Genomic DNA, 25566 nt, shown 5'->3' on the forward strand with positions numbered 1-25566 from the left:
AAGCATAATGTCTTGAAAAATACAATTAGCTTTTCTAAGCTGCAAGTAATTTCTCTGCTCAGTCCTATTTTTTTAATTGCTGAATGGCGAATGATATAATGATTACAGCAAAACAACCTATTACATTGAACCATAGATAGGCCACCTCAGTGAAGAAATAGAAGTATAACACAATGAGCTGAGCTATCACGGCTGCAATAAAAACAGCCTGTCCTTTGACCTGCTTAATAAAAAAGCCGACTAAGAATATCCCTAAAATAGTACCATAAAAGATGGAGCCTAGAATATTAACAGCCTGAATTAAATTATCAAGCAAGCCTGCAAAAAGTGCAAAACCAACAGCAATAGCGCCCCAAAGTAAAGTAGCCATCTTGGAAGCTATCAGATAATGTTTTTCGCTGCCTTTAGTGTTTAAATTTCTTTTATAAACATCTACAATAGTGGTAGATGCTAAAGCATTTAACTCTGATGCTGTTGATGACATGGCTGCTGAGAATATTACTGCCAATAGCAATCCAATGACGCCACTTGGTAAGTACTTCATCACAAATGAAATGAAAACATAATCAGTATCATTAGTTTCTAAATCTTCATCAGTTGATTTAATAATAGATTTAGCCTTATCTCTAAGCAGGTCTGATTCATTTTCAAGCTTTTTGATATCTGCCTGAAGTGCTTCCACTTCAGTATCAGAATTAGACAAAGCTAAAGCTTCAACTTTATCTCTTTTTTGTTCAAATATTTGCTGATAGGCTAGTTCTGTTTCTTCATAAAGCTGTTTATTGGCTGGATTGCTCTTTACTTCCTGCACAGCAGCATCATTAAAAAACACTGGTGGCTGATTGAATTGAAAAAATACGAACACCATAGCTCCAATAAAGAGTATGATAAACTGCATAGGTATTTTTAGCAGCCCATTGAACATTAAACCCAACCTGCTTTCAGTGAGCGACTTACCGCCCAAATAACGTGCTACCTGAGATTGATCAGTACCAAAATATGATAGCGCCACAAATAATCCTCCCAATAAGCCTGTCCATAAAGTATATCGATTATCAGGATCAACAGTAGTATCTATCAGATTAAGTTTTCCCATTCTTCCTGCCACGTTAACAGCCTCTCCAAAACCAATATTTTCAGGAAGAAGATGTACTACGAAGACTCCTGCGACAATCATACCGCCCATCATCACAATCATTTGATGCTTCTGGGTTTGACTTACTGCTTTGGTACCGCCAATAACAGTGTACACTATTACCAATATACCAATGATAAGTGTGGTATATTCTAGCGGCCAGCCAAGAATTGTTGAAAGGATAATAGAAGGTGCATAAATGGTAATACCGGCAGCTAAACCTCTTTGGATTAAAAAAAGCAAGGCTCCTAAAATACGGGTCTTTAAATCGAATCTATTTTCAAGATATTCATAAGCCGTATAAACTTTCAGTTTGTAATAGATAGGAAGCACCCAAATACTTAAGATAATCATGGCTATAGGCAGACCAAAATAAAACTGGATAAAGCCCATACCATCTTGATAGGCCTGACCTGGAGTACTAAGAAAGGTAATGGCGCTGGCTTGAGTAGCCATTATAGATAGACCGATAGACCACCACTTTAGGCTGTTATCACCTTTTAGGTAGCCTTCAATATTTTTACTGCCACGTGTTTTATAAATTCCGTAGCTAACAATTAAGAGCAATGTCCCAAAAAGAACTATCCAGTCCAGTAAACTCATGCGTAGTAATTGGTAATAGAATAGAATATAATGATGAGTAAAACCAACACACCGAAAACGAGCCAGTAAAAATTAGACCATTTACCTAATATAGGAGGCCGTCCGTCAGTGTTCTGTTGTTCCTTTTCACTCATAAATTGATGATTTAGAAGAATTAAGACATAAAAAGAGCAGCCTTTTTTTAGCTGCTCTTTATTAATTTAATCCATACTTTTTAAGTACTTATATAAATCGCTATCCGTTGAAAGGATAACTGTAGTTTCTGTATTAAAGGTTTTCTGGAAGGTTTCCATGGATTTCAAGAAGCTATAAAGATTTCTTGAAGCTCTGTTTTTATCATAAGCTGATGAATAAATGGCTGCTGCTTTGGCATCTGCTACACCTTTTATTTCTTCTGCTTTTCTAAAAGCTTCTGACTGTATGGTTTTTAGCTCTCTTTCTTTCTCACCATTAATTCTAGAAGCTTCCCCTTGTCCTTCCGAACGAAATTTATCAGCAATTCTGTAACGTTCTGATTTCATACGCTCATATACCTGAGTTCTAACTTCTTCCACATAGTTGATTCTTTTGAAACGGAAATCAAGAATAGCTATTCCCAGATCGCTTGCTTGTGCATTTGCTGATTTCTGGATGCTCTCCTGAATACTGTCTCTACCTACATAAATAGTAGTTAAACTATCTTCAATGATTTCACTAATGGCTCCACTAGAAATAGGTGTTCTGTTACTTGTTCTAACTGTTTCTTCCAGATAATTATTTGCAATAAAATCACGTGTTTCACCGTCCAAAATATCATCCAAACGAGATTGAGCACCACGCTCATTTGTTAAACGTTTGTAAAATTGTAATGGATCAGTAATCTGCCAACGAGCGTATGTATCAACGAAGATAAATTTCTTATCCTTGGTTGGTACCTGATTAGGGTCTCCATCCCATTCTAAATATCGCTTATCAAAGAAATTAGCGCGTTGAATAAATGGAATCTTAAAATGCATACCTGCATTAGTAATGGCTTCACCTACTGGTTTACCAAACTGCGTAATCACAACCTGTTCTGACTCACTTACGATGAAAAAGCCTTGCATCACCACAATTAAAAGGGCAAATGCAATTATCAGCGTTACTATTATACCTCTCTTCATAATTTGTCCTTATTTATTTTGTGATGATTTTGTTCCTAATTGTAATAGCGGCAATACGTTCTGCCCTTGATCATCAGTAATGATCTTATCTCCCAGTTTAGGAATCACCTCTTGCATAGTTTCCAGATAAATTCTGCTCTTAGTTACTTCAGGAGCTTTCACATACTCTTTATAAAGTTCATTGAACCTGGCTACTTCACCTTCTGAGTTATTTACACGTTCTGTAGCATAACCCTCAGCCTTTTGGATAGTCTCTTGTGCCTGACCTCTCGCTTTAGGAATTACTTTATTATAATTCGACTTAGCCTGGTTGATCAATGTTTCCTTTTCCTGTTGTGCTTCGTTTACTGCATTAAATGCTGCCTTAACAGGATTAGGAGGTGTTACATCTTGTAATACTACTTGATCTATTTTTAGGCCTAAGTGATATTCATTGGCAATTTCCTGAATAAGCACTTTTAGCTTGCCTGCAATTTCAGAACGACCAACCGTTAACACTTCGTTAACTGTTCTATCACCTACAATCTGACGCATCCCTGCCTCAGCAATATCACGCAAAGTCATTTCAGGATCACGCACTTTGAATAAATAGTTGTAAGGATTATCCACTCTATACTGAACTACCCATTCAACATCAGCTAAATTTAAGTCTCCAGTTAACATCAGCGACTCATCTTCAGCTCCCCTTTTAGAAAAAGTTGATTGCACACCAACACTGGTAGTGCGGAAACCAAATTCTTGTTTCTGCTGACGTTCTACAGGAACCTTATAAACTGCTTCAGCAAAAGGTATCTTAAAGTTCAAGCCCGGTTCCACCGTTCTATCGTATTCTCCCAGACGTGTAATCACGCCCACTTCTTCTGCTTCTATTGTAAAAACTGAGCTCAGTATAATTACCAGCCCTACAACGATCAATATGATCAATCGCATGTTTTTTACAATTTTCTGGAAAGACTCTTTAGCCTTATCTCCATCAAATTCGAATTCTGCCATGTATATTTAGTTAATAGTTATTGATTATTTGTTACCCTTATATTTGAGATTGACTACTCTCCCCACTTCCAGTTATTTCCGAGTTCTAACTCTTCTCTTAAATCCTGATCAATCAGGAATTGTTTTGTTTCTTCAAAATTGAGCTTTTTAGCAGGTATATCATCCATATTAGCTAACTTATATAGGAACATGCTGCTGAAGCGCACTGTATTTTTTAAGTGAGTTTCATTCACCAATGAAAAGTCATCTCCATTACTGTGATAGAAATCGTAAACTACCGGCTCAAGGTTACTAACCAAACCAACAGTTGGTACACCTTCCATCATGTATGTTTGATGATCTGAATGTAAGCCCGCTCTATTTTTAACTTCATTCTCATAAGTAGAATCAACTTCCTGAATGGCTAATCCTATAGTTTCAAATACTGGAACCATTACATCCCATCCTGCCGCATTGAATCCTTTAGGATTTCCGCTCATATCAATGTTCATCATATAGCTTACATTTGCTAACTTATTTTCCTCCTGCAAGTCTTTTACTAATGCTTTTGAACCTAATAGACCTTGCTCCTCACCCATGAACATGACAAATTGAATATTTCGTTTAGGTTGAATGTTAAGTGCTTTAAAAGTTCTGGCCATATCCAATATAGCTGCAATACCAATTCCATTATCTATAGCTCCGGTGGCTAAATCCCATGAGTCTAAGTGACCACCAACCACAATGTTCTGGTCTTTATATTCCGTTCCGGGAAGTGTTGCAATTACATTTCTAGATTTAATAACATCACTATTATTTTTCATGAAAATACTCGCCTTTACAGCTTCACCGGCAGCTAATCTCTTCTTCAACTCCATTCCTTTCTCATAAGTAATACATACCGCTGGGATGTCAATTAATGAACCTGTAACTGAAGCAGTACCTGTTAATAAAACACCATTTGGTACTTTATTGATGATTACAATACCTTTAGCACCATACTCAATAGCCAAAGCTGTTTTCTCTGATCTGTGAATATTTTTTAAATCTTCACCACTATCAGGTAAAATACCTATATAGGCTAATACAATTTTACCTTTTACCGCTTCTTTATTGGCTTCAAAGTCGGCTCTTAAAGCATTGCCTAAGTCTACTAATTCCGCTTCAACTTCAGCTTCAACAGGCGAATGACCCAATGAAACTACTTCCTCTACCGATTCATCATTAAAAGAAATGGCAACGGTATCTCTTGACCATGCTTCAACTTCAAAAGGATAAAATTGAACATCTTCATAGCCATATGATTTAAGCAGATCATAAGTGTATTGTTCTGCCTTTTTTCCATTTTCAGAGCCCGTCAATCTGTGACCTATTTCAGTGGTCATTTTTTTCAGATTACTGTAAGCTTTGCTATTTTCAAGTACCTCTTTATTGATCTTTTCAAGTTGAGATACTTCATTGCTTTCATCCTTTTTGGAAGTACATGCTGCAAACAAGAAAATGCTCAGCACAACAAATGATAGGTAGTTTTTCAATCGCATAGTTTTATGGTATAATTTTCAGATTTTGAAAATAGTAAAATATGATCAGTTTTGTTAAAGATTAGCAATTAACAATTAATATCAGCCAATAACTAAGAAAGATAGACAATCTACATATATGGAGCATAATGATGATTTTTGGATGAAGATAGCTATAGATTTAGCCAAGGAAAGTAAAACACCTTTTGGTGCTGTTATCACCGATTTAAACGGCAATCATGTAGGTGGATATAATACAACTATTCTGGATGGTGCCACAGCTCATGCTGAAATGAATGCTATTCAGAAAATTAAATCGCTGGATCATGATGATGTGCGCGAACTCACTATTTACAGCACAGTTGAACCTTGCCCTATGTGTATGTCGGCCATTATATGGGCAGGAGTAGGAAAACTGGTCTATGGAGCCTCAATTAATTTCGCCAAAACCAAAGGTAACCAGATAACCATATCTTCTAAAGAAGTAGCTATGGAAGCTTGGTATGGCATTGAGATTGAAGCAGGCGTTTTGGAGGTTGAATGTGAAGCTTTGTTTGGGGATTAGTGAATACGCTTTGCTGTTTTGGAGTTATGAATGTTCAATTACGAATGACGATTTACGAATTACAAGTTCTCCATTAGTGGAAATAGATCCCTACAGGATGACATAAATATAGTTATGTAATAAATAGAATTGATCATTGATCATTCAACATTGTTAATTGTCAATGATCAATTCCTAAAGCCATCACCTTTAAAGTCTTCAAATACTGCATGAGCAGCTAACCTACCTGATAGCATAGCAGCATTAATAGAACCATTTAATAAATAGTCACCAGCCAAATAAACGCCATCCTGAATTTTACAATTTGAAGGCTTCATACTATACTGGAAATCGTCAATTTGAGGAAGTGCCTGATCAATATAGAATGTTTTCAAATGAGTTATTTCAGCTTCCTTCATTATTGGCACTAAGGCTACAAGTTCATCTATCACTTTCTTTTTTAGAGCATCATCGGATAACTGAAAATCCTGTGTAACAGAGATAGAAATCAGGTAACTTCCATCGGCAGCATAATCAGTAGAAACATTATTCATTACGCAGAAATTATTGATGAGCATTTCTTCATTGCAGGCAAGAGCAATGGTAGGCTTACCAACAGGATTCACGTTACTGCTAAAGTATAAATTAACCACTTCCTGATGACCATTCACCTGATCTTGCAACTGTGGTAACATATTAGCTGGGTTGGTAGCAATTATAAAAGCATCTGCCTGAATGGTTTCACCATTGGTTAATGTAAGTTCTCTTAAACCGACACTTTTGACTTTCTTACCAAATTGAACATCCGTCTGATCTAATTGCTCCAGCAATTGTTCAGGTATCTTCTGCATACCTCCTGATGGAATAGCGGCATGACCTTCTCCAAACATCTTAAAGACAAACTCCAACATTCGACTGGAAGTGCTTAAGTCATTTTCCAGAAATATTCCTCCGAAAAAAGGTTTGAAGAAATTATCGATTATCTGCTCTGAAAAGCCTTTTTGTCGCAAAAACTTGAGTGAGGTTGTTTCAGGTTTTTTGAACAGGTCTTCTACTGAAGTCCTTTTCAATTGGCTATTCCAGCTATATATTTTCAGTTTATCTCCGAAAGTACCAACAGGAGAAAAAAGCATATTGAGCGCCTTAAGAGGTTGTCTTAACGGATCTGCAACAGTGAATGGATCACCCTCTTTAGGGTAAATAAGTGCACCCGGATCAAAGGTTTTTAAATTAAGCGCTTCATAATCAAGATATCTTTTCGCTTCAGGATAAGCCGTTAATAATACTTGAAAGCCATGATCCAATAAATAGCCATCGATATGATCAGTTTTTATTCTTCCGCCAGCACTATTGCTGGCTTCCAATAAAGTAGGTTTAAAACCTGCCTTTTCTAATTCAATAGCAGCTACTAAACCTGCTACCCCTGCTCCTATGATGACTACTTTTTTGTCTTCCATGCTCAATTTTGAAGTAAATATAATTTGTTAAACTGAGCATGGAAAACGAGCAGAATAGAATATTGTTCTATCAGATTAAAGACTATCTACATTTAATATACCCACCTGATAATCCACAATGATCTGCTGAAATAGGTAAGTAAACCTGGCTTGCTGTGCATTGGACTGCGCACTAACAAAGTTTTGATTAGCAACGGCCAGTTCAGATAAATTGGCTAAGCCCTCGTCATACCGTTGAGACTGAATATTATAAGCTTCTTCAGCTGAAGTAGCAGCAACCTGACTTACTTCTAACCTTTTTTCAGCAGCCTGATAATTAAGGTAAGCATTCTGAACATCCTCAAAAATGGTTCGCTTTAAATTCTGTACATCAAGTTGATTGTTTTCATAAGTCACCTTTGCCCTCGAGACATTTGCTTTATTATTAAAATTACTAAATATAGGGATGTTCAAATTTAGCCCAACCACATTAGTCGGGTACAAATTAGTAAGCTGATTTCTGAAAGATAAATCGTTCAAAGAACTGTATTGCGAGGAATAATTATAAAAAGCGCTCAAACTTGGGTACACAGCCGCTCTGGAAGCAGCAATATTCTTTTGAGCAGATTCAGTTTGTAATTGAAGTTGTTGCAAATCAAGTCTCTGACTTAATGCTTCCTCATAAAGAGATTGTAACTGTGGCATATTAGCAATACCATTGGTTACATCATCCATTTTTTCTATTTCAAACTCAGTAAAAGGAGGTAACAACAATAAGCTGGCAAAACTTGCCTTATCAAGTAATAAAGTATTTTCAGCTTCAATTAAAGCTAATTCTAATTGTTTAACAGATGCTTGCTGACTGAATAAATCTGCCTGAGGACGCAATCCACCTTCAACAAATCCTCTAATTCTACTTAATTGATCCTGCTGATTCTGAACATTCTTTTCTGCTATCTTTAAGAGTTCTTCATCAAGTAAAATCTGGAGATATTGTTGTGCAATATTGAATACCAATTCTTGTTTGCTTCTACCTAAGGCTTTCTCCTGAGCTACTTTATTGAGTTCGGCAATTCTGTAATTGTTTACTTTACGGAAACCTTCGAAAATAGAAAGGTTAGCACCTATCCCACCTGAAAGTCTATCGGCTTGCACGTTAGATATTTCGAAACCATCTTCCACCAATTGAAACTGCTGTCCTTCCTGGCGTGTAGCAGATAAATCTGCACTTACACTTGGTAAAAAGGACATAATAGTCGAGGTTTTATTGGTTTCCAATGCTACAAGTTCATTGCTACTCTTTAAGACATCAACATTGTTTTTAAGACCTATGGCAACTGCCTCTTCAAAAGTGATAAGCTTTTTTTCCTGAGCATAGCTGTTCAAACAATTCATTAAGGACAGCACAATGATAAGTGATTTTAATTTATGCATGCTGTGCTTCTTGACTGTTATAATCCTTTACAATTGCACCATCCTCTAACTCTATAATTCGCTTGCTATATTTCGCATTGTCTTCAGAGTGTGTTACTTGAATAATGGTGGTACCTTCATCATTCAGCTTTTGAAAAAGCTCCATAATTTCTTTTGACTGAGCCGAATGTAAATTACCAGTCGGTTCATCTGCCAAGAGAATTGATGGCTTACCAATAATAGCTCTTGCTACCCCCACCAACTGCTGCTGTCCACCAGAAAGTTGAGCAGGGAATAGATCCTTCTTAGCAACCATACCGAAACGATCTAAGATTTCAGCTACCAAGCTTTTACGTTCCGATGATTTTACATTTCTGTAAAGAAGAGGTGTTTCAATGTTTTCGTAAACCGTTAACTCATCAATTAAATGATAAGCCTGAAACACAAAACCGAAATGCTCTTTATGCATTTTGGCCTTACGCTTGTCACTTAAAGAAGTAAGATCTTCTTCACCTAATAAATACTGACCTGCTGAGGCATCATCAAGCAATCCAATAATATTCAATAAGGTAGATTTACCTGCTCCGCTTGGGCCCATTATGGTAACAAATTCACCTTCTTCAATTTCAAGGTTGATACCTTTCAGAATAAATTCCTTCTGGAATTTACTGGAAATGGTTTTGTCAATATCTGTAAGCTTTATCATAGTTCAATTTTGTTTTGCGTACTTAAGCCAAATGGCATGCCATATTAAAATAAGCCCTTAAATTGCTTTAAATGTATTTTCTGTCAGCTTGGCTGTCTGAATTTGAAAGAAATTATCCGATATCGGACACCTTTTTTCCAATGAACAATGTGCAATTATCAATGATCAATATGTCGGTACTCCTAGACTCCTCTAAATGATCATTGTTAATTCATAATTGATAATTGCCATCATTCGTCTTTCAAAGTAATTGCAGGATTGATTCGTAACGATTTAATAATCTGAAAGCTAATTGTAAGCCATGCAATCAGCAAGGCTATTATTCCTACTCCAGCAAAATACCACCATTCAGGATCAATCCTATAAGCAAAACCATCAAGCCAATTTGACATAATCCAGAAGCTTAAGGGTAAAGCCACAACAATTGCTATTAATATCATCTTAGTGAAATCAGCAGAAAGCAGTTGTATAATTTGCAATCCACCGGCACCCAAAATTTTACGGATACCAATTTCTTTTTGCCTGCGCTCAGCTGTAAAGGCTGCTAAGCCGAACAAACCTAAACAGGAAATAATAATCGCAATTCCTGCAAAGTATCGGCTAAGTAAAGACACCCTTTGCTCCGCTTGATACTGAGCCTGATAATTGGCATCTAGAAACTCATAATCCAATGTGAAATTAGGATTAAAATCACCATAAAGCTTTTTAATATGATCGAGTGTAACTTCTGTTTGAGAAGTTTGTATTTTAGCAAAAATGCTAAGCATAAAGCTTTTATCAAAATGAAATAGCATTGGAGATACTTCTTCATGTAACGAAGAAAAATTGAAGTCTTTTACTACTCCTATTATTGTTTTTTCATTACCCCACATTGTAACTGTTTTACCGATTGGATCTTCTAATCCCATCACTTTAATGGCTGCCTCATTAAAAATAATTTTATCTTCTTCTGCCTGATAATTTTCGGAGAAGCTTCTGCCCTCTTTCATTTTAATTCCTAGTGTTTCAATCAAACCATAGTAGGCTCGGGCTTGCTCAAATAAAATATTACTTTCAGGATTTTTGCCTTCCCAAGTTACTCCGGTAGTTGAAGCACCACTTTTTACAATGGAATGTGTAGTAGCCGAAGCATTCATAACGCCTGGCACTTCTTTTAACTTAGTTAAAAATGATTCCAAATGTCCGGCTACAGCTCCTTCAATTGGGATTTTGATCACCTCTTGTCTATCATAACCTAGGTTCTTATTTTGAACAAATTCAATTTGTTTATAAACCACCCAGACAGACACCAATAAAATAATAGAAACTATAAATTGAAAAACAACTAATCCCTTACGCGTCCAAACTTCACCAGTTGAGGTTTTTAGTTTTCCTTTAAGAATGCTAACAGGCTTAAATCTTGAAAGATAAAAAGCAGGATAGCTTCCAGCTAATAAACCTGTGAAAAGAGTAATACTAAACGTTGCTAAAATTAGGTTTGGATTCAGGTCGATACTCAACTGTTTATCAGTTATGTTATTAAACTGCGGCAACAATAACAACACAAAAAGATAGGCCAATATCAATGAGAGTAACGTCAAGGTAACTGATTCTCCCAAATGCTGTAGAACAAGTTGCTTTCTGTTAGCACCTAAGGTTTTCTTCACGCCTATTTCTTTTAAGCGTTTTGAAGCTCTTGCCGTGCTTAAATTCATGAAATTAATACATGCAATAGCTAAGACAAAGAATGCTATGATAATGAATAACCGTACGTAGCTTATTCTTCCTCCAGCTACTTTACCATTTTCAAATTTTCCGTATAAATATTTGCTTGAATATTTTTTTACGAATGGCTGAACATTCGTCTGTGGCACCCTACTTTTAATTATTGGAGCTATTTTATTATTGACCTTTTCTACATTTGCCCCTTCAGCTAGTTGCACGTAGGTAAGTGCAATATAATTTCCCCAATGATTGCGTTCAGGCCCCATTAGGTCATCAATAAAAACAGAAAAAGGCAATACAAATTCAAAGGATTCTGTGCTGTTTTTAGGTAAATCATTTATAACTCCTGAAACAGTTGCTTGTCCTTTGAATTTTAGAATCTGCCACTCAAGGCTTTTACCAATTACTTCAGTAGTTCCAAAAAGCTTTTTCGCTATTGATTCCGTTAAAACGATGTCATATTTATTCTCCAGCGAGTTTTCAGCATTTCCCTTTAAAAATGGGAAGGAGAAAAGTTGAAAATATTCTTCACCAGAAAATTTACCACGTGCTTTTATTCTTTCACTTCCGATTGATAAAGAGAACCCTTCGCCAAAGTCATTAGTATCGGTATCTTCCACTGCCATAAGTACTTCTGGCACCTCTTCCCTCATTACATCAGCTAAAAGCGCAGGTACGGGTGGAGCAGAGCGAATCATTCCATTTTCTTCATGATGCATATAAACCTGATATAGTTGGTCATCCTTTTCATGAAACTTATCAACAGAGAGCTCATCGTTCACCCACAGGTAAATAAGCAATGTACACGCCATGCCTGTTGAAAGTCCTAAAAGATTAATAAAAAATGTGCTTTTAAAACGTCTGAAATTACGGTAAATAATAAGAAGGTTATGCTTAAACATATTCGGTTGGTTTAACTTAAATACTCAATACCAAGAGGAGTATTCAATTGTAGTGCCACGGAAGAAAGAGTGTGTTATAGCCTTACATTGAACCTTTTCATTAGTTCTGTGTTCGTAATTGCTTTGGTTTCGTCCGTTAGCGGGCGTTCATTTCATTATTAACAATGTACAATTATCAATGATCAATATGTTTGTTCAAGCAGATGTCACCAATTGATCATTGTTAATTGTTAATTCATAATTGAAAATTGCCATTATTCGTCTTTCAAAATTTTTGCTGGATTAGAGCTTGCTGCTCGTAATGAATGAAAGCTGACAATTGTCATACAGAGAATTAAGGCTATAATTCCTGCTAATATGAAAACACCATAAGGAACTTCTATTTTGTATTGAAAGCCATTGAGCCAATCTTTTATAAAGTACCAGGCCGGATAAGCCGCTAGCAAAAAGGCTATACCTATCAGGATTGCATATTCTTTTGAAATTAAAACAATCAATTCTGCAACAGATGCACCCAATACTTTTCTGATGCTAATCTCTTTAGTCCTTTGAGAAATGGTAAAGGAAGCTAATCCAAACAGACCTAAGGCACTAATAAGAATAGCCATGATGGTAGCAAAGAAGAGAATTTTACGCAGCCTTACTTCACTTTGATAAAAGCCTTCAACAGTTTCATCAAGAAATTTAATCTCTGGTCGTTCAACGGAATAAATAGATTTCACCGCATTTTGAATAGCGTCTACAGCACTTGCCAAATTAGCGCCCTTATTGAGTTTGATGTTAACTGTAAATAAATTGCGTATTCCATTTCCTACTAATAGCGGCCTTATTTCTTCATGAAGTGATCTGGTGTGTACATTTTTAATCACGCCCACAACAGTCATATCTTTTTCATCATATACCAGGTGTTTTCCCAATGCGTCTATTGGGCTACTAATCCCTAAAGCAGTTAATGCTGATTCATTTATTACTACTTCCGATTCGTCAGTTGAGTAATTGCGTCCAACTAAAAGAGGCACTTCATACAAGGCCAAATAATTGGTATCGGCTACTTTAGTTTGTACGCCTACTTCAACCAATTCACCGTTTACTTCGTGTTCTACAGAACTTGTCCAAATAGAATTGGAAACTAAGGTTCCACTTGACATGCTGGTTGATTTAACGTCAGATAAACTTGCCAAATTATTTTTCAATTTAACGGTATTATCTAAAGTGCTCTGAAATGGCGTACTGATGTGTAAAACAGCTTCCTTATTGAAGCCAACATCTTTATTCATTAAAAATGAAATCTGGTTGTTAATGGCTAAAACAGCTATTATGAAAGCAATAGAAGAACTGAATTGTAAAATAATCAGGTTTTTACGAATGAGATACTGTAGGTTAAATCCAGGTTTGAACTCCTTTTTATTGTTTAGAGCTTTAATTGGAGTGTAACCTGACAATATCATGGCCGGATACAAACCAGATAAGAAAAGTACCATAACTGATAGGGAAAGTAGGAAAATGAGATTTTCCATAGATAGGTAATCCAGCTCAAAGGTATTTGGAAGTATATCAGCAAAATACCTTATTCCAAACTGGCTAAGTATTAGACCGAAGATGATAGCTAACAGTATGATTACATAAGTTTCCATCAGAAATTGTATAATCAACTGCTTCCTGCTGCTACCAAGTGTTTTTCTAATTCCAACCTCTTTCGATCTTAACCTAGCCTGGGCTGATTCCAAATTGATAAAATTTATGCAAGCAATTACCAGTATAAACAAACCTATAAGCATTAAACCATTAAGGACTGATTTGTCAGCAGAGCGGTAATTGAAATTGCTGCTGAAATGCCATTCACTTAAAGGTTCGAGATTGAAAGTAGTTGTCCATTCTTCATCGTCTTCACCATACTTTTCATCAATAACAGCAAGCTCTTTTTCGGCTTTGGCCTCTTGATTTTGGTGAAGTTTAACAATGGTTTGAGAAGAACTATTGACAGAGTTCCACTCCTCTATATTTAATCTGATTGAAATATCCTTATTTGATTTGGCCGTCTGTAATGAAAGAAAATCGGTAAACTTGAGGTCTGAATTCTCTTGAAAATCGGCCACAACACCACTTACATAAAAAGGAATAGAATCAGCATAAATTAATTCCTTTCCTATAGCTTCTTCCGGTTCTATTGCTCCGAAATATTGTTTAACAGAAGTCTCAGTTAAAACCACTTCGTTAGCTTCGGATAAACTACTTTCCTTATTTCCTGCTAACCATTTATAATCAAATATTTCAAAGTAATGCTGATCAGCATAAGTGACAGTTTGTTTAACTCCGAACTTCTGCTCGTCCGCAAATGTACCAACCATAATACGATAAGTATCAAATATTTGTGCTACATTGTTTACAGCTGACATCTCATTACTAATAGCAGGCCCAATGGGAAATGGTGCACCCGGATTAGGCCAATCTTCTACCCCATTACTGGTTACAGTGGTTACTCGGTAAATCTGATCTGAATCTTTATGAAACTTATCAAAACTATACTCGAAGCTCACCAGATTATAAATCACAAAGCAAACAGCTACACCAATAGACAAACCTATAACATGTATAACAGACCTTAGGCCTTGCTTTCTAATATTTCTTAGGGCGATTTTGAAGTGGTTCTTAAACATAATTTTGAGTTTAGATTGATGATTTTAGAGGTATGTGGTACGATTTGGTTTTTTTGGATTTAGGAATTTGTAATTCGTTTCATTCGTCCTTCAGTGTATCTGCTGGATTAACCAAAGCTGTTTTTAAACTTTGATATAAAGTAGATGCCACAAAAATAAACACGACTATAAAAGCAGGAATGAGGTAAAACCACCATCCTAATTCTATACCTACAATGAAGCTTTTAAGCCAATTAGTAAACAACAGATAGGCAACCGGAATACCTACAGCAAAACATATAGTAAACCACCATACATATTCCTTTGAAATGATCAGGAGTATATCCTGAAAAGAAGCTCCCATAATTTTTCTGATGCTCACTTCTTTAGTCCGTTGTAGCATCAATTGTGTGGTTACGCCAACAATGCCCATAACAGCAATTATGATGGCAATAATAGCAGCTAATGAAAACAGTTGAGCAAACTGTTTCTCGCTTTTATATTGCTTATCAAAATGTTCATCGAGAAAATAATATTCAAAAGGAGAATTAGTGAAAAGTTTAATATAAGTAGCTTCAACCACAGGCAAGAGTTCTTCTATTTTACCCTTTTCTACATCCAAAACATAATAATTTAAATCACCTGGAGAATAATTCAGCACTGCTGGGTCAACTTCAGCTTTTACACCTTGTTGTCGGAAATCTTCCACAACGCCAACTACCGGTACAGCTCCCTGATTAAGATGAAGTTTTTTCCCAATCACCTCCGAAGGCTCGGAAAATCCTAAAGATTGTAATGCCTTTTCATTAATAATGGCCTCTTGTCCATAATCCAAATCCGTATTAAAGCTTTTACCTGCTAGTAAATTAATATCAAAAACATCAAAATAACCGTCCCCTACATGAAGGTATGTAAAGACATTTCCGCCTTTTTCTTTTCCCTCGACAAATACTTCATCAGTTCGCCAGTAAATTTCATTGCCTGGAATTTCATTAGTAGCTGCCACAGCTTTAATACCCTCTATGGAAGTCATAGCATTTCTCATTTGCTCCTGGTAATTTCCACTACCTTCCACAAAAAGCATGGGTGAACGCACAACCAATTTATCTTCAAGAGCTAAGCCTAACTCTTGATTTCTTATAAAGTCAAGTTGAAAATAGGTAGTAAGTATTCCAGATAATATCACCAGACAAAAAATCAATTGAACTACCAATAAAGGTTTAGCCAAACTCTGCTTGAGTTTAAAATTGAAATTCCCTTTAAGGATTTTAGCTGGGGCAAAGGAAGTCAATAACATGGCAGGATAAAAACCGGAAATTAAACTCCCAAAAAACCATAGTACCACTAATATGCCTAAGTACTGGGTAGGTTTAAAAAATTCAGGTGTGATATTTAAATTAAACCAGTCAACTAAAAATGGAGCCCAGAAAGTAAGGATGAGCGCTGCAATTAAAATGGCTAGTAAGTTGATCATGAAACTTTCAAAAATGAACTGAACAAAAAGCTGCTTTTTAGTGCCCCCTGTTACTTTTCTCACGCCAATTTCTTTCACCCTATTATGCGCTCTGGTATTGCTTATATTAATACTATTTATATAAATCATTAAGAGTACAAAAATGGCCACCCAAACAAAATACTGGAGTTTTTCTCCATCAATACCTGCCTCATATTCTCCCGCATAATTCGTAGATGTGTGAATCTGATTAACTGGTTGTAATCCTAGTTCCCACTCGCTTCCTGAGGCCTCCAATTGCTTTCCGTAATTCTTATTGAGTACTGCATTAAACTGATCATTAAGTTGCTCAATAGAAGTGTTTTTACCAGTCGTAACATAAGTATAGAGGTTCAGCCAATCGTATGATTGATCAATCTGTTTGCCGATAAAATGATGTAAGGTAGCATAAGAAATTAAAATCTGAGGTTTCAAATGTCGATTCTCCGGCAGCTCTTCAAAGACACCAGCCACCTTAAAATCCACTGAGCCATCAAAATTTGAGCTATTGATAGCTAATGTTTCCCCAACAGGATTTTTATCTTCAAAAACCTTTTTAGCAATGCTTGAAGATATCATAACAGTTAAAGGTTGGTCCATTTCTGAAGTATTTCCCTTAACTACTTCTATATCAAACAACTTGAAGTAATTCGGATCGGTAAGAAAGATCTGAAGCTCTCTAACAAAATTATTGTTATGCCCAACAATTGATTCACCCAAGATCACAACCCTACTCATTTCCTCTATTCCACTAATTTCATTCTGCGCTATACCACCTATAGCTGGTGAAGTTCTAGAACTTTCTTGCATCAGCTTGCCGTCAGCAAAAGATGTCAAATTAATTCTGTAGAGCTGATCTGATGCTGCAATGTCTTTATCATAACTATTTTCAAAATTCACATAAGTAGCTATAAATAAGACGGCTGCAATACCAAATGCCAATCCACCAATATTGATAACTGAGTAGGCCTTGTTTTTAAATAGTTGGCGGAAGAATATTTTAATGTAGTTCTTAAACATAAGCTTTAGAGTTTAGATTGATAATTTGAGATTTACGATTTGCTAATTCGTCAATCTGAAATCGTAATTCGTTTTGGAGTAATTCGTTTTGGAGCTATTCGTCTTTCAGTGATTTTACAGGATTTAAATTGGCGGTTCTATAAGTCTGCCCGATTACAGTCAGCAAAGCAATTCCTAGTGCCAAAATAGAAGCTACTATGAAAACTCCAGCTGAAATCGTAGTCCGATATTCAAAGCTTTGAAGCCATTCACTCATAAGGTACCATGTTAGTGGAGTAGCAATGGCTATTGCAATTAATATCAATTTTAGAAAATCACTCGACAGTAATATTAAGATCCTTGCTACGGAAGCTCCTAATACTTTTCTCACTCCTATTTCCTTACTTCTCTGTTCTGCGGCAAATGCTGATAACCCAAATAAACCTAAACAAGAAATGATGACTGCTAAACTTGAAAATAAAGTAGTGAGGGTTACAAAACGTTCCTGCTCCTTGTATTGATTAGCAAATGCCTCATCAACAAATTCATACTCAAAAGGTATGTCAGGAAAATGTTTTTCAAAAAGCTGTTCGATTGCAGCTATATTTTCTTTGGTGTTCAATTCAGGATTGAGCTTCATATGAAATGTTTCGAACCAACTTGCGGAGCTTTCAATTACTAAAGGAATCACTTTTTCAAAAGGTGAACCCATTATAAAATCTTCCACCACGCCAACTACATGATATTTTGGTCCATCAGAAATAGTTTGACCAATAGGATCATCGAATCCCATTATTTCTGCAGCTGATTCATTCAAAATGACCGCAGTTGAATCTGTTGCATATTTAGTCACATCAATATCACGACCAGCAACAAGCGTAAGACCAAAAAGCTCTACAGGTTTTATATCCGTTCCGAATCGATGAATTAGTTGCTTGTTATCTTGATCTTTTCCTTCCCAATCCATTCCCCATGAATTGGTTGTGCTGTATGTAATTGGAGACATTGACTTTGACATTCCCTGAACCAGTTTCAACTGAAGTGCTTCTTCTCGAAATGAAACAAAACCTTGCTCAATTTGATCATTTAGGTTATGATAAATAAGCTGCGACTGATCATATCCTTTTGTTCTATTTTGGGCATGTTTTATCTGTTGCCTGATAATAATTGTTGAAGCAATTAGAATAATAGCAAAAGTAAACTGACTAACTACGAGAATCTTTCTAGGAGAAAAGTGAGATCCTATCTTTTTAAAACTGCCCTTTAAAACTTGTGAAGTCTTAAAAGATGAAAGAAAGAAAGCAGGATAACTACCGGCTAAAAGACCGGTTAAGACAACAAATACCAAAACGCCAAGCCAAAAATAAGGTTGACTGTATGGAATACTAAGCTCTAAATCGATAAGTGTATTAAAAGATGGAAGCAGTAATTGAACTAGTATAAGGGCAATTATCGTACTAAACGCAGTAAGCAAAAAAGCTTCTATTAAAAATTGGCTTATTAACATCCCTCTAAAAGCACCTGAAAGTTTTCTAATACCCACCTCCTTTGCTCGTCTTTCACTGCGGGCTGTCGTCAGGTTAACAAAGTTTATGCACGCAATTACTATAATTAAAATAGCAATCATGAGAAAAAGATAAACCAGATCAATTTTACCGCCAGCCGGTTTACCATTCACGAAATTATCTCTCAAATAAGACTCCTCCAATGGATAAAGAAAAACCTCGGTTGTGCTTCCTTGCGAATGATTTTTTGTGACATTTTTAACTTTATCATTCAAGGCAGTTACGTCCACATCCTTTTCTAATTCTAAAAAAGTTGCCACAGAATTGTTTGACCAGCTATTGTCTGCATAGCCTAACTGAACCATAAGCGACCAAGGTAACAGCGCCTCAAATTCAAAATCGGTTACTGTAGGAAGACCTTTTAAGACACCTGTGACCTTTAGTTCAATACTGTTTTCTACTTTAACTATTTGATTAAGTGCATCATCATTTCCAAAGAGTTTTTGAGCAAGTTCCTCAGTAATTACTACTGACATCGGCTCATTTAAAACAGTATTGATATCTCCTTCAATCAATGGAAAGCTAAAAATTTGTAAAAAAGTAGAATCAACAAAAAATGAGTTTCCTTTTAAAAAATTATTATCTTTTTTAAAGATTAGATTACCGGCATCACTATACCTTGAATAATTGACTATTTCAGGAAAGTCGTCAGCCAAAACGGGCGCCAAAGGTTTAGGTGTACTGGTCCAGCACCAAATTTCTCCGTCTACTTTATCCCTATTCCAGGCCTGATAAATTTGCTCACCTTTTTCATGAAATCTATCTACACTAACTTCACGAATAACCCACAAGCCAATCAACATTGCACCAACCATCCCAACAATAAGTCCTGTTATATTAAGGAAGGTGAAAGTCTTGTTTCTGGTTAAATTTCTGAGTGCAATTTTGAGATAGTTCTTAAACATAGCTTTGAGTTTAGATTGATGATTTCAGATTTACGATTTGTTATTCGTCAATCTGAAATCGTAATTCGTAATTGATGCTATTCATCTTTTAATGACTTTATGGGGTTACTAATAGCTGCTCTAATTGAATGGTAGGATACAGTAAACCATGCAATAGCAAAGGCTATTAAACCCGCAATCAGATATAATTCCCAACCTATTTCCACCCGGTAACTATAATTACCAAGCCATGAATTAATGCCCCACCATGCTAATGGAACGGCCAATAAAAAGGCTATAATTACCAATTTTGTGAACTGCTTTGAAAACATGAGCAAAATGCTATTCACAGAAGCGCCAAGTACCTTTCTAATACCTATTTCTTTTGCCTTTTGCTCAGCCATGAAGGAAGCCAGAGCGAACAAGCCGAGACAGCCAATGAAAATGGCTAAACCTGCAAAAATGCTAAATACCTGTGCTAACCTTAGTTCTGAATTATACATGTTGCCGAAATCTTCGTCCAGAAAAGTATAGTTGAAGGGTAAATTTGGGCCGAACTTTTTCCAAACCGCCTCTAGTTGAGCTAATGTTTCGGAAAAATTATCAGTATCAACTTTTATAGAAAGTACACTTCTGCTTGGCGCCAAAAAGAGCCCTACAGGTCCAATATTTTGCTTCATAGATTCATAATGAAAATCTTCTATGGTGCCAATCACTTTATATTTCTCGAAGATGTTCGTCAGAGGCCTGCCTGTTTCTTCGTCAAAAGCATTTGTTTGAATATAATTCTCCTCTCCTTCTTTAAAACCAAACATTTGGAATGCTCTTTTATTAAGAATTACTGAAGATGAATCAGAAGCTATTTGCTCATTAAAGTTTCTCCCTGCCAACAGCTCCATACCCATGGTGTTGACATAATCGCCATCAACTCTCCAAATTTGCAAACCTACCATATTACTTTCTGAGGCATCTTCACCATCAGGCCAATAGGTATTATCACTTCTGTTATAACCACTTACTGGCAAGAAACCGCTATAACTCGCTGACTCCACATGAGGGATATTTTTCACTTCCTCCTTAAACGCCCGAGTTTGCTCTTCGAGCATATAGGGATCTTGCAATAGAATTACCTGATCTTTCTCAAAGCCTATTTTTTTATCCTGAATAAATCTGAGTTGTTTATAGACTGATACGGTACCTATGATCAGTAATATGCTGATGAAGAACTGAAACACTACCAATCCACTTCTAATAAAACCATTACCCGTTCCAATTGATAGCTTGCCTTTCAGGGTTTCTACAGGTTTAAAATTACTCAGATAAAAGGCTGGATATAAACCGGCAAGTATACCAACCACTAATGTTGACAATAGAATAACAGCAATAAATAATGGACTGCTTTCCGGGAGGCTCAATTGTCTGTCTGTAAGATTATTGAAATACGGTAGCACTAAGACCACTATGAACATGCCTAGAATAAAAGATACCAGGCTAATTAAAATAGACTCTGTTAAAAACTGATTAATCAGATTCATTTTAACAGAACCAAGCACCTTTCTTACCCCCACTTCTTTAGCTCTGTGGGTAGAACGTGCCGTTGATAAATTCATAAAGTTTATGCAGGCTAGTACTATGATGAATACCGCAATAAACCCAAACAATACCACATATGATCTATTACCAGTTTTACCAATATCAAAAGTGAAATCAGAAGTAAGGTAGATATCTTCTAATGGTTGTAAGGCAAAATCCATTGAGTTGCCCTCTGCCCTAAATTCTTCAAGCGTTTTGCCATCCATGTATTGCTGTAACACAACCGCTACTTCCTTATCGGCCATTTCGTTTATTTTGGCAATTACAGCCTTTGGATCAGCGTCTTCTCGTATTTCGAAATAAGTGAAAAAATTGTTGCTGGTCCAATTGGTATTTTGCGCCTGATCAGGAATTGAACTCATGGACATGACAAAATCAAACTGGAGATGCGAATTGACAGGCATATCCCCAAAAACTCCCGTTATCTGATACTCATCTTCACCATCCAGTATAAGAGTCTTTCCAATAGGGCTTTCATTCGGAAAGTATTTTTTGGCTACTGTATTACTGATGGCCATGGTGAAAGGTAACTTTAACTGTTCTTTACTTTGACCTTCCAATAGATTGAAAGTAAACAGATCAAAAAAGCCAGAATCAGCGCATACAAGACTAACTTCCTTAAAGCTCTGCTGTGCGACAGGTCTCTTTACCACCATGGTACCTACATTACGCAAACGCACTGATTTTTTTACTTCAGGTACCTCTTCTAATAAAGCTGGCCCTAATGGTGCTGGTGAAACGGCAAAATGATAATAGTTGTCTCCTACAGTAATATCTCGGGTGGTACGGTAGATATTTTCACTGTTTTTATGAAAACTATCATAGCTCATTTCCTGAATTACAAAAAGGGAGATAATTAAAGTACAGGCTACTCCAACAGATAAGCCGACTACATTAATGACAGAATAAAGCTTATGCTTTCTGATATTCCGCCAGGCGATTTTTAGATAGTTTTTTAACATAATATTGGATTTTAGAAGTACGATTTGGGAGCTACGAGTTTTGATTTTGGATTTAAGAATTCTTCATTCGTAAATCGTATCATTCGTCTTTAAGTGTTTTTATCGGATTTGTTAAACTGGCATTGATAGTTTGTACCGATACTATTAAAATGGTAAAAAACACACCTAACAATACTGTAAGCACAAATACACCTAATCCTGGAGCTGTTTTCACTTCAAACTGTTTAAGCCACTCATTCATTAGCCAATAGCTAACAGGTAAAGCAGCCACCACACCAATGACAGTGATCTTTAAGAATTCCTTATTAAACAAAACAGAAATGTTAAAAGCAGAAGCGCCCATGACTTTTCTGATACCTATTTCCTTTAGTCTGCCCGAAATGGCCAAGGAAGCTAAAGCAAATAGTCCCATGCTGGCAATAATGATTGCTACCAATGCTGCCATGCCAACCATTTTGCCTAATTGCTGATCTGCTTCATATTGTTGTTGTACTACTTCATCTAAGAAGGAAAAAGTGAATGGCTCTTCAGGATATAAATTATTCCAAGAACTTTTCAACTTATCAATAACCTGTGTAAAATTATTTGATGACGCTTTTACAAAAACTGTCGGATTAGTACCTCCATTGATATTTAATGAAAAAAGACCTTCAAATAAAGTGGCTGGTTTCAAAGCAATAATTACAGGTTTAATCTCACTATATAAAGCGGCATGATGGAAATCCTTCATTACACCAATAATTCGCTTATCAGCATATTCATCACCTTTAGTTTCAATCCTTTGCTCTAATGGATTTTCCATATTCATCATATCTGCAAAAGCCTGATTGATAATAATGGCATTACTATCTGATGGTATATCTGCCGAGAAATTTCTACCGGCTACAAAATCCAGGTCGAGCAAATCCGCATAATTCACCCCAACAAAACTAAACTCAAAATAGCGCATACTACCATCTTTACCTACTATTCCACCCTGCCACCAAGTATTAGCACCGTTTGTAGCATTACCTATAGCTGTTTTTTCAATTGAGGCTTCTTGTGCTATTGTTCTTCTATACTTTTCAGCTTTTTCAAAACTATTTGAAATGATTTTAGTAAAATCTTGATCGGGTATAGCGGGCACATTTACCAGTAAAATCTGATCTGTAGTAAAGCCCAGATCATAATTTTTAATAGTCTGCATTTGCTTATACATAATGAGTGTGCAGGCTATTAAAAAGAGTGATAAAAAAAGCTGAAAGCCTAATAAAAACTTTCTTAAACCCTGTTTACCAAAATTGACATTCAAATTGTTTTTAAGAATAGCTATTGGCTTGAGTTGAGAAAGAAACAATGCCGGATAAGCACCAGCGATAAAGGTTATTACAAATAGTAGTCCCACTATGATCAGTATCTGTTCCGGTCCAAAGCTAATCTGCAATGACTTACCAAATAAATCATTTAACACAGGCTGTAATAAATTCGCAATTACGAGTCCTATCAGTGCAGAGACAACAGTTATAATAACAGATTCCATCATAAACTGACCAAATAGCTGCTTATGCAATGCCCCCATGGTTTTCCGAACACCTACCTCTTTAGCTCTAGTTGCTGATCTGCCAATGGATAATGTTGTGAAGTTGATACATGCTATTAATAAGATTAGCATTGAAACACCTGACAATATCCATAACAATTTCGGGTTTGTTGAACTGACCAAATCAGTATGGATTTCACTATCCAAATGCATTTGCTCAATTGGCTGAAGCAGTATATTAAAAACTGCATCATCAGCGCTTCTTTCAGGAAGTGTTTTATCAATATATTGAGCGATACCTGCTTCTAAGTTATTGATTGAAGCTTCAGGCTTTAACTGTACAAAACTCCCTCCGAAAGTATTAAACCAACGTGTGTTATAATCATCTCCTGCAATTGTTTTTAATACCTGTTCAGGTAATAAAATTTGAAAATTAAGGCTAGAATTATTCGGTAAATCTTTAAGTACTGAAGCTACTTTAAAAGGCTCATAACTAGCGCCCAACTGAAACAATAGTGTTTCCCCTACTACATCAGACTTTCCGAAAAATTTCTGAGCCATAGTTTCTGTTATAACTACTTTAGAATTGGTTTCATTATTTCCAAAGGGATTACTTGAACCATACAGTGTCTCAAAAGAAAATATCTCAAAGAAATCACCACTGATTATAAAATAAGACTCTTCTATACTTTGTTGACCCTCAGCCTTTATCAAGCCACCTGTATTGATGTAATGCGTGGCATACTTAACTTCATCAAACTCTTCTTTTAAAACGTCCGGTAAAGCAAGAGGTGTACTGGCACTGATACTTGCATTTCCAACCTCTCCAGACTCCCATAACCCCCTTGTGATATGATCTTTATTTTCATGAAAATCATCAAATGAGTTTTCATGCTGCACAAATATGAATATCAAGGTACTTATGCCTAAGCCCACAGAAAGTCCAACAAGATTGATCCCTGTATAAAGTTTGTACTTCATCAGGTTTCTAAAGGCAATTTTTATATAGTTTTTGAGCATAAGCTTTATTTCAGAGGTTCAATTTTATTTATATGATTTTAGATTTTGGATAGACAATTTATAGTTCGTAATTCTTAAATCTTAATTCGGAATTGTTATCACACATGGAATTGCTCTCTTATATTCTCTGTGACTACCTGACCGTCAAATAAATTGATCACTCTATGTGCATAATTACTGTCATGCGGAGAGTGCGTTACCATTACAATGGTTGTACCCTCATTATTGAGTTGTTCGAGTAACTTCATCACTTCTTCCCCATTGGCAGAATCCAAATTACCTGTAGGCTCATCAGCAAGTATTACGTCAGGTTTAGCAACAATAGCCCGACTAATAGCTACACGCTGCTGCTGACCACCGGAAAGCTGTTGAGGAAAATGATTTCTGCGGTGCATAATGTTCATTCTGGTTAGCACTTCCTCTACCTTTGTTTTCCGTTCTGATGCAGGCACTTTCATATAAAGCAAAGGCAACTCTACATTTTCAAAAACAGTAAGCTCATCTATCAAATTGAAACTCTGGAAAACAAAGCCTATCGAGCCTTTTCTTAGCTGCGCTCTTTGTCTTTCCGAGTAGCCTGAAACTTCATGATCAGTAAAATGATACTCTCCTGAATCAGGATTATCAAGAAGTCCTAAGATGTTCAACAGAGTAGATTTGCCACATCCTGAAGGTCCCATTATGGCTACAAACTCACCTTTCATAATTTCAATATTAATTCCATCAAGCGCTGTAGTCTCCACTTCCTCAGTTCTGTAGAGCTTCTTTAAGTTTACTGTTTTAATGACGTGATCCATGTTTATAAATTTAGTTTTGAGT

16 protein-coding genes are annotated in these 25566 nt (G+C 36.1%); 1 reads left to right on the top strand and 15 read right to left on the bottom strand.

Features of this window, described 5'->3' with window-relative positions; genetic code table 11:
• Positions 1 to 64: 64 nt before the first annotated feature.
• From JKP34_RS17475 to JKP34_RS17495, 5 genes are all read right to left on the bottom strand, one after another.
• Entirely contained in the window at positions 65 to 1738 is a 1674-nt protein-coding gene (locus JKP34_RS17475; RefSeq protein ID WP_201924369.1) for a sodium:solute symporter, read from the bottom strand.
• Complete coding sequence (locus JKP34_RS17480; protein ID WP_201924370.1) at positions 1735 to 1872, bottom strand: hypothetical protein; 138 nt, start codon at positions 1870 to 1872, stop codon at positions 1735 to 1737. Before JKP34_RS17480 ends, JKP34_RS17475 begins: the two co-directional genes overlap by 4 nt.
• A gap of 66 nt (positions 1873 to 1938) precedes the next feature.
• Positions 1939 to 2880 carry a protease modulator HflC gene (hflC, locus tag JKP34_RS17485; protein ID WP_201924383.1) on the bottom strand — a complete coding sequence of 314 codons (942 nt, stop codon included), beginning with the start codon at positions 2878 to 2880 and terminating at the stop codon, positions 1939 to 1941.
• A 9-nt stretch (positions 2881 to 2889) separates the two neighbouring features.
• Positions 2890 to 3873 (bottom strand): FtsH protease activity modulator HflK, encoded by a 984-nt coding sequence (hflK, locus tag JKP34_RS17490; protein WP_201924385.1) that lies wholly within the window; start codon positions 3871 to 3873, stop codon positions 2890 to 2892.
• Between the two features lie 53 nt (positions 3874 to 3926).
• Entirely contained in the window at positions 3927 to 5393 is a 1467-nt protein-coding gene (locus tag JKP34_RS17495; RefSeq protein WP_201924386.1) for a M20/M25/M40 family metallo-hydrolase, read from the bottom strand.
• Positions 5394 to 5511: 118 nt separating this feature from the next.
• Here JKP34_RS17495 and JKP34_RS17500 point away from each other — a divergent pair, with 118 nt between their 5' ends.
• Complete coding sequence (locus JKP34_RS17500; RefSeq protein WP_201924388.1) at positions 5512 to 5937, top strand: nucleoside deaminase; 426 nt, start codon at positions 5512 to 5514, stop codon at positions 5935 to 5937.
• Positions 5938 to 6104: 167 nt separating this feature from the next.
• Here JKP34_RS17500 and JKP34_RS17505 read toward each other — a convergent pair whose 3' ends face one another.
• The 10 genes from JKP34_RS17505 to JKP34_RS17550 form a co-directional block, all read right to left on the bottom strand.
• On the bottom strand, positions 6105 to 7373 hold the full coding sequence (locus JKP34_RS17505; protein WP_201924390.1) for a protoporphyrinogen/coproporphyrinogen oxidase: 1269 nt from the start codon (positions 7371 to 7373) through the stop codon (positions 6105 to 6107).
• 75 nt (positions 7374 to 7448) lie between these two features.
• Positions 7449 to 8786, bottom strand: a complete 1338-nt coding sequence (locus tag JKP34_RS17510) for a TolC family protein (RefSeq protein ID WP_201924392.1) — start codon at positions 8784 to 8786, stop codon at positions 7449 to 7451.
• Positions 8779 to 9471 (bottom strand): ABC transporter ATP-binding protein, encoded by a 693-nt coding sequence (locus JKP34_RS17515; RefSeq protein ID WP_201924394.1) that lies wholly within the window; start codon positions 9469 to 9471, stop codon positions 8779 to 8781. Before JKP34_RS17515 ends, JKP34_RS17510 begins: the two co-directional genes overlap by 8 nt.
• Positions 9472 to 9701: 230 nt before the next feature.
• Positions 9702 to 12077, bottom strand: a complete 2376-nt coding sequence (locus tag JKP34_RS17520) for an ABC transporter permease (protein WP_201924400.1) — start codon at positions 12075 to 12077, stop codon at positions 9702 to 9704.
• 254 nt (positions 12078 to 12331) lie between these two features.
• On the bottom strand, positions 12332 to 14734 hold the full coding sequence (locus JKP34_RS17525; RefSeq protein WP_201924402.1) for an ABC transporter permease: 2403 nt from the start codon (positions 14732 to 14734) through the stop codon (positions 12332 to 12334).
• 79 nt (positions 14735 to 14813) lie between these two features.
• Positions 14814 to 17225: an ABC transporter permease gene (locus JKP34_RS17530; protein ID WP_201924410.1), complete on the bottom strand. Its 2412-nt coding sequence runs from the start codon at positions 17223 to 17225 to the stop codon at positions 14814 to 14816.
• Positions 17226 to 17319: 94 nt separating this feature from the next.
• Positions 17320 to 19674, bottom strand: a complete 2355-nt coding sequence (locus tag JKP34_RS17535; RefSeq protein ID WP_201924417.1) for an ABC transporter permease — start codon at positions 19672 to 19674, stop codon at positions 17320 to 17322.
• Positions 19675 to 19751: 77 nt separating this feature from the next.
• Positions 19752 to 22208: an ABC transporter permease gene (locus tag JKP34_RS17540; protein ID WP_201924425.1), complete on the bottom strand. Its 2457-nt coding sequence runs from the start codon at positions 22206 to 22208 to the stop codon at positions 19752 to 19754.
• A 79-nt stretch (positions 22209 to 22287) separates the two neighbouring features.
• A complete protein-coding gene (locus JKP34_RS17545; RefSeq protein ID WP_236665060.1) occupies positions 22288 to 24747 on the bottom strand; it encodes an ABC transporter permease in 2460 nt (819 codons plus the stop codon).
• A gap of 98 nt (positions 24748 to 24845) precedes the next feature.
• Positions 24846 to 25544, bottom strand: a complete 699-nt coding sequence (locus JKP34_RS17550) for an ABC transporter ATP-binding protein (protein WP_201924439.1) — start codon at positions 25542 to 25544, stop codon at positions 24846 to 24848.
• Between the last annotated feature and the right edge of the window lie 22 nt (positions 25545 to 25566).

The organism is Marivirga atlantica (assembly GCF_016734805.1).
GTDB lineage: Bacteria > Bacteroidota > Bacteroidia > Cytophagales > Cyclobacteriaceae > Marivirga > Marivirga atlantica.

Bases quoted from the DNA above. Each gene is read 5' to 3' on its own strand.
- JKP34_RS17505 (WP_201924390.1), bottom strand. From the start codon at position 7,373: ATGGAAGACAAAAAAGTAGTCATCATAGGAGCAGGGGTAGCAGGTTTA.
- JKP34_RS17500 (WP_201924388.1), top strand. From the start codon at position 5,512: ATGGAGCATAATGATGATTTTTGGATGAAGATAGCTATAGATTTAGCC.
- JKP34_RS17520 (WP_201924400.1), bottom strand. From the start codon at position 12,077: ATGTTTAAGCATAACCTTCTTATTATTTACCGTAATTTCAGACGTTTT.
- JKP34_RS17495 (WP_201924386.1), bottom strand. From the start codon at position 5,393: ATGCGATTGAAAAACTACCTATCATTTGTTGTGCTGAGCATTTTCTTG.
- JKP34_RS17510 (WP_201924392.1), bottom strand. From the start codon at position 8,786: ATGCATAAATTAAAATCACTTATCATTGTGCTGTCCTTAATGAATTGT.
- JKP34_RS17525 (WP_201924402.1), bottom strand. From the start codon at position 14,734: ATGTTTAAGAACCACTTCAAAATCGCCCTAAGAAATATTAGAAAGCAA.
- JKP34_RS17475 (WP_201924369.1), bottom strand. From the start codon at position 1,738: ATGAGTTTACTGGACTGGATAGTTCTTTTTGGGACATTGCTCTTAATT.
- JKP34_RS17515 (WP_201924394.1), bottom strand. From the start codon at position 9,471: ATGATAAAGCTTACAGATATTGACAAAACCATTTCCAGTAAATTCCAG.
- JKP34_RS17530 (WP_201924410.1), bottom strand. From the start codon at position 17,225: ATGTTTAAGAACTACATTAAAATATTCTTCCGCCAACTATTTAAAAAC.
- JKP34_RS17480 (WP_201924370.1), bottom strand. From the start codon at position 1,872: ATGAGTGAAAAGGAACAACAGAACACTGACGGACGGCCTCCTATATTA.
- hflC (WP_201924383.1), bottom strand. From the start codon at position 2,880: ATGAAGAGAGGTATAATAGTAACGCTGATAATTGCATTTGCCCTTTTA.
- JKP34_RS17550 (WP_201924439.1), bottom strand. From the start codon at position 25,544: ATGGATCACGTCATTAAAACAGTAAACTTAAAGAAGCTCTACAGAACT.
- JKP34_RS17545 (WP_236665060.1), bottom strand. From the start codon at position 24,747: ATGCTCAAAAACTATATAAAAATTGCCTTTAGAAACCTGATGAAGTAC.
- JKP34_RS17535 (WP_201924417.1), bottom strand. From the start codon at position 19,674: ATGTTTAAGAACTATCTCAAAATTGCACTCAGAAATTTAACCAGAAAC.
- hflK (WP_201924385.1), bottom strand. From the start codon at position 3,873: ATGGCAGAATTCGAATTTGATGGAGATAAGGCTAAAGAGTCTTTCCAG.
- JKP34_RS17540 (WP_201924425.1), bottom strand. From the start codon at position 22,208: ATGTTAAAAAACTATCTAAAAATCGCCTGGCGGAATATCAGAAAGCAT.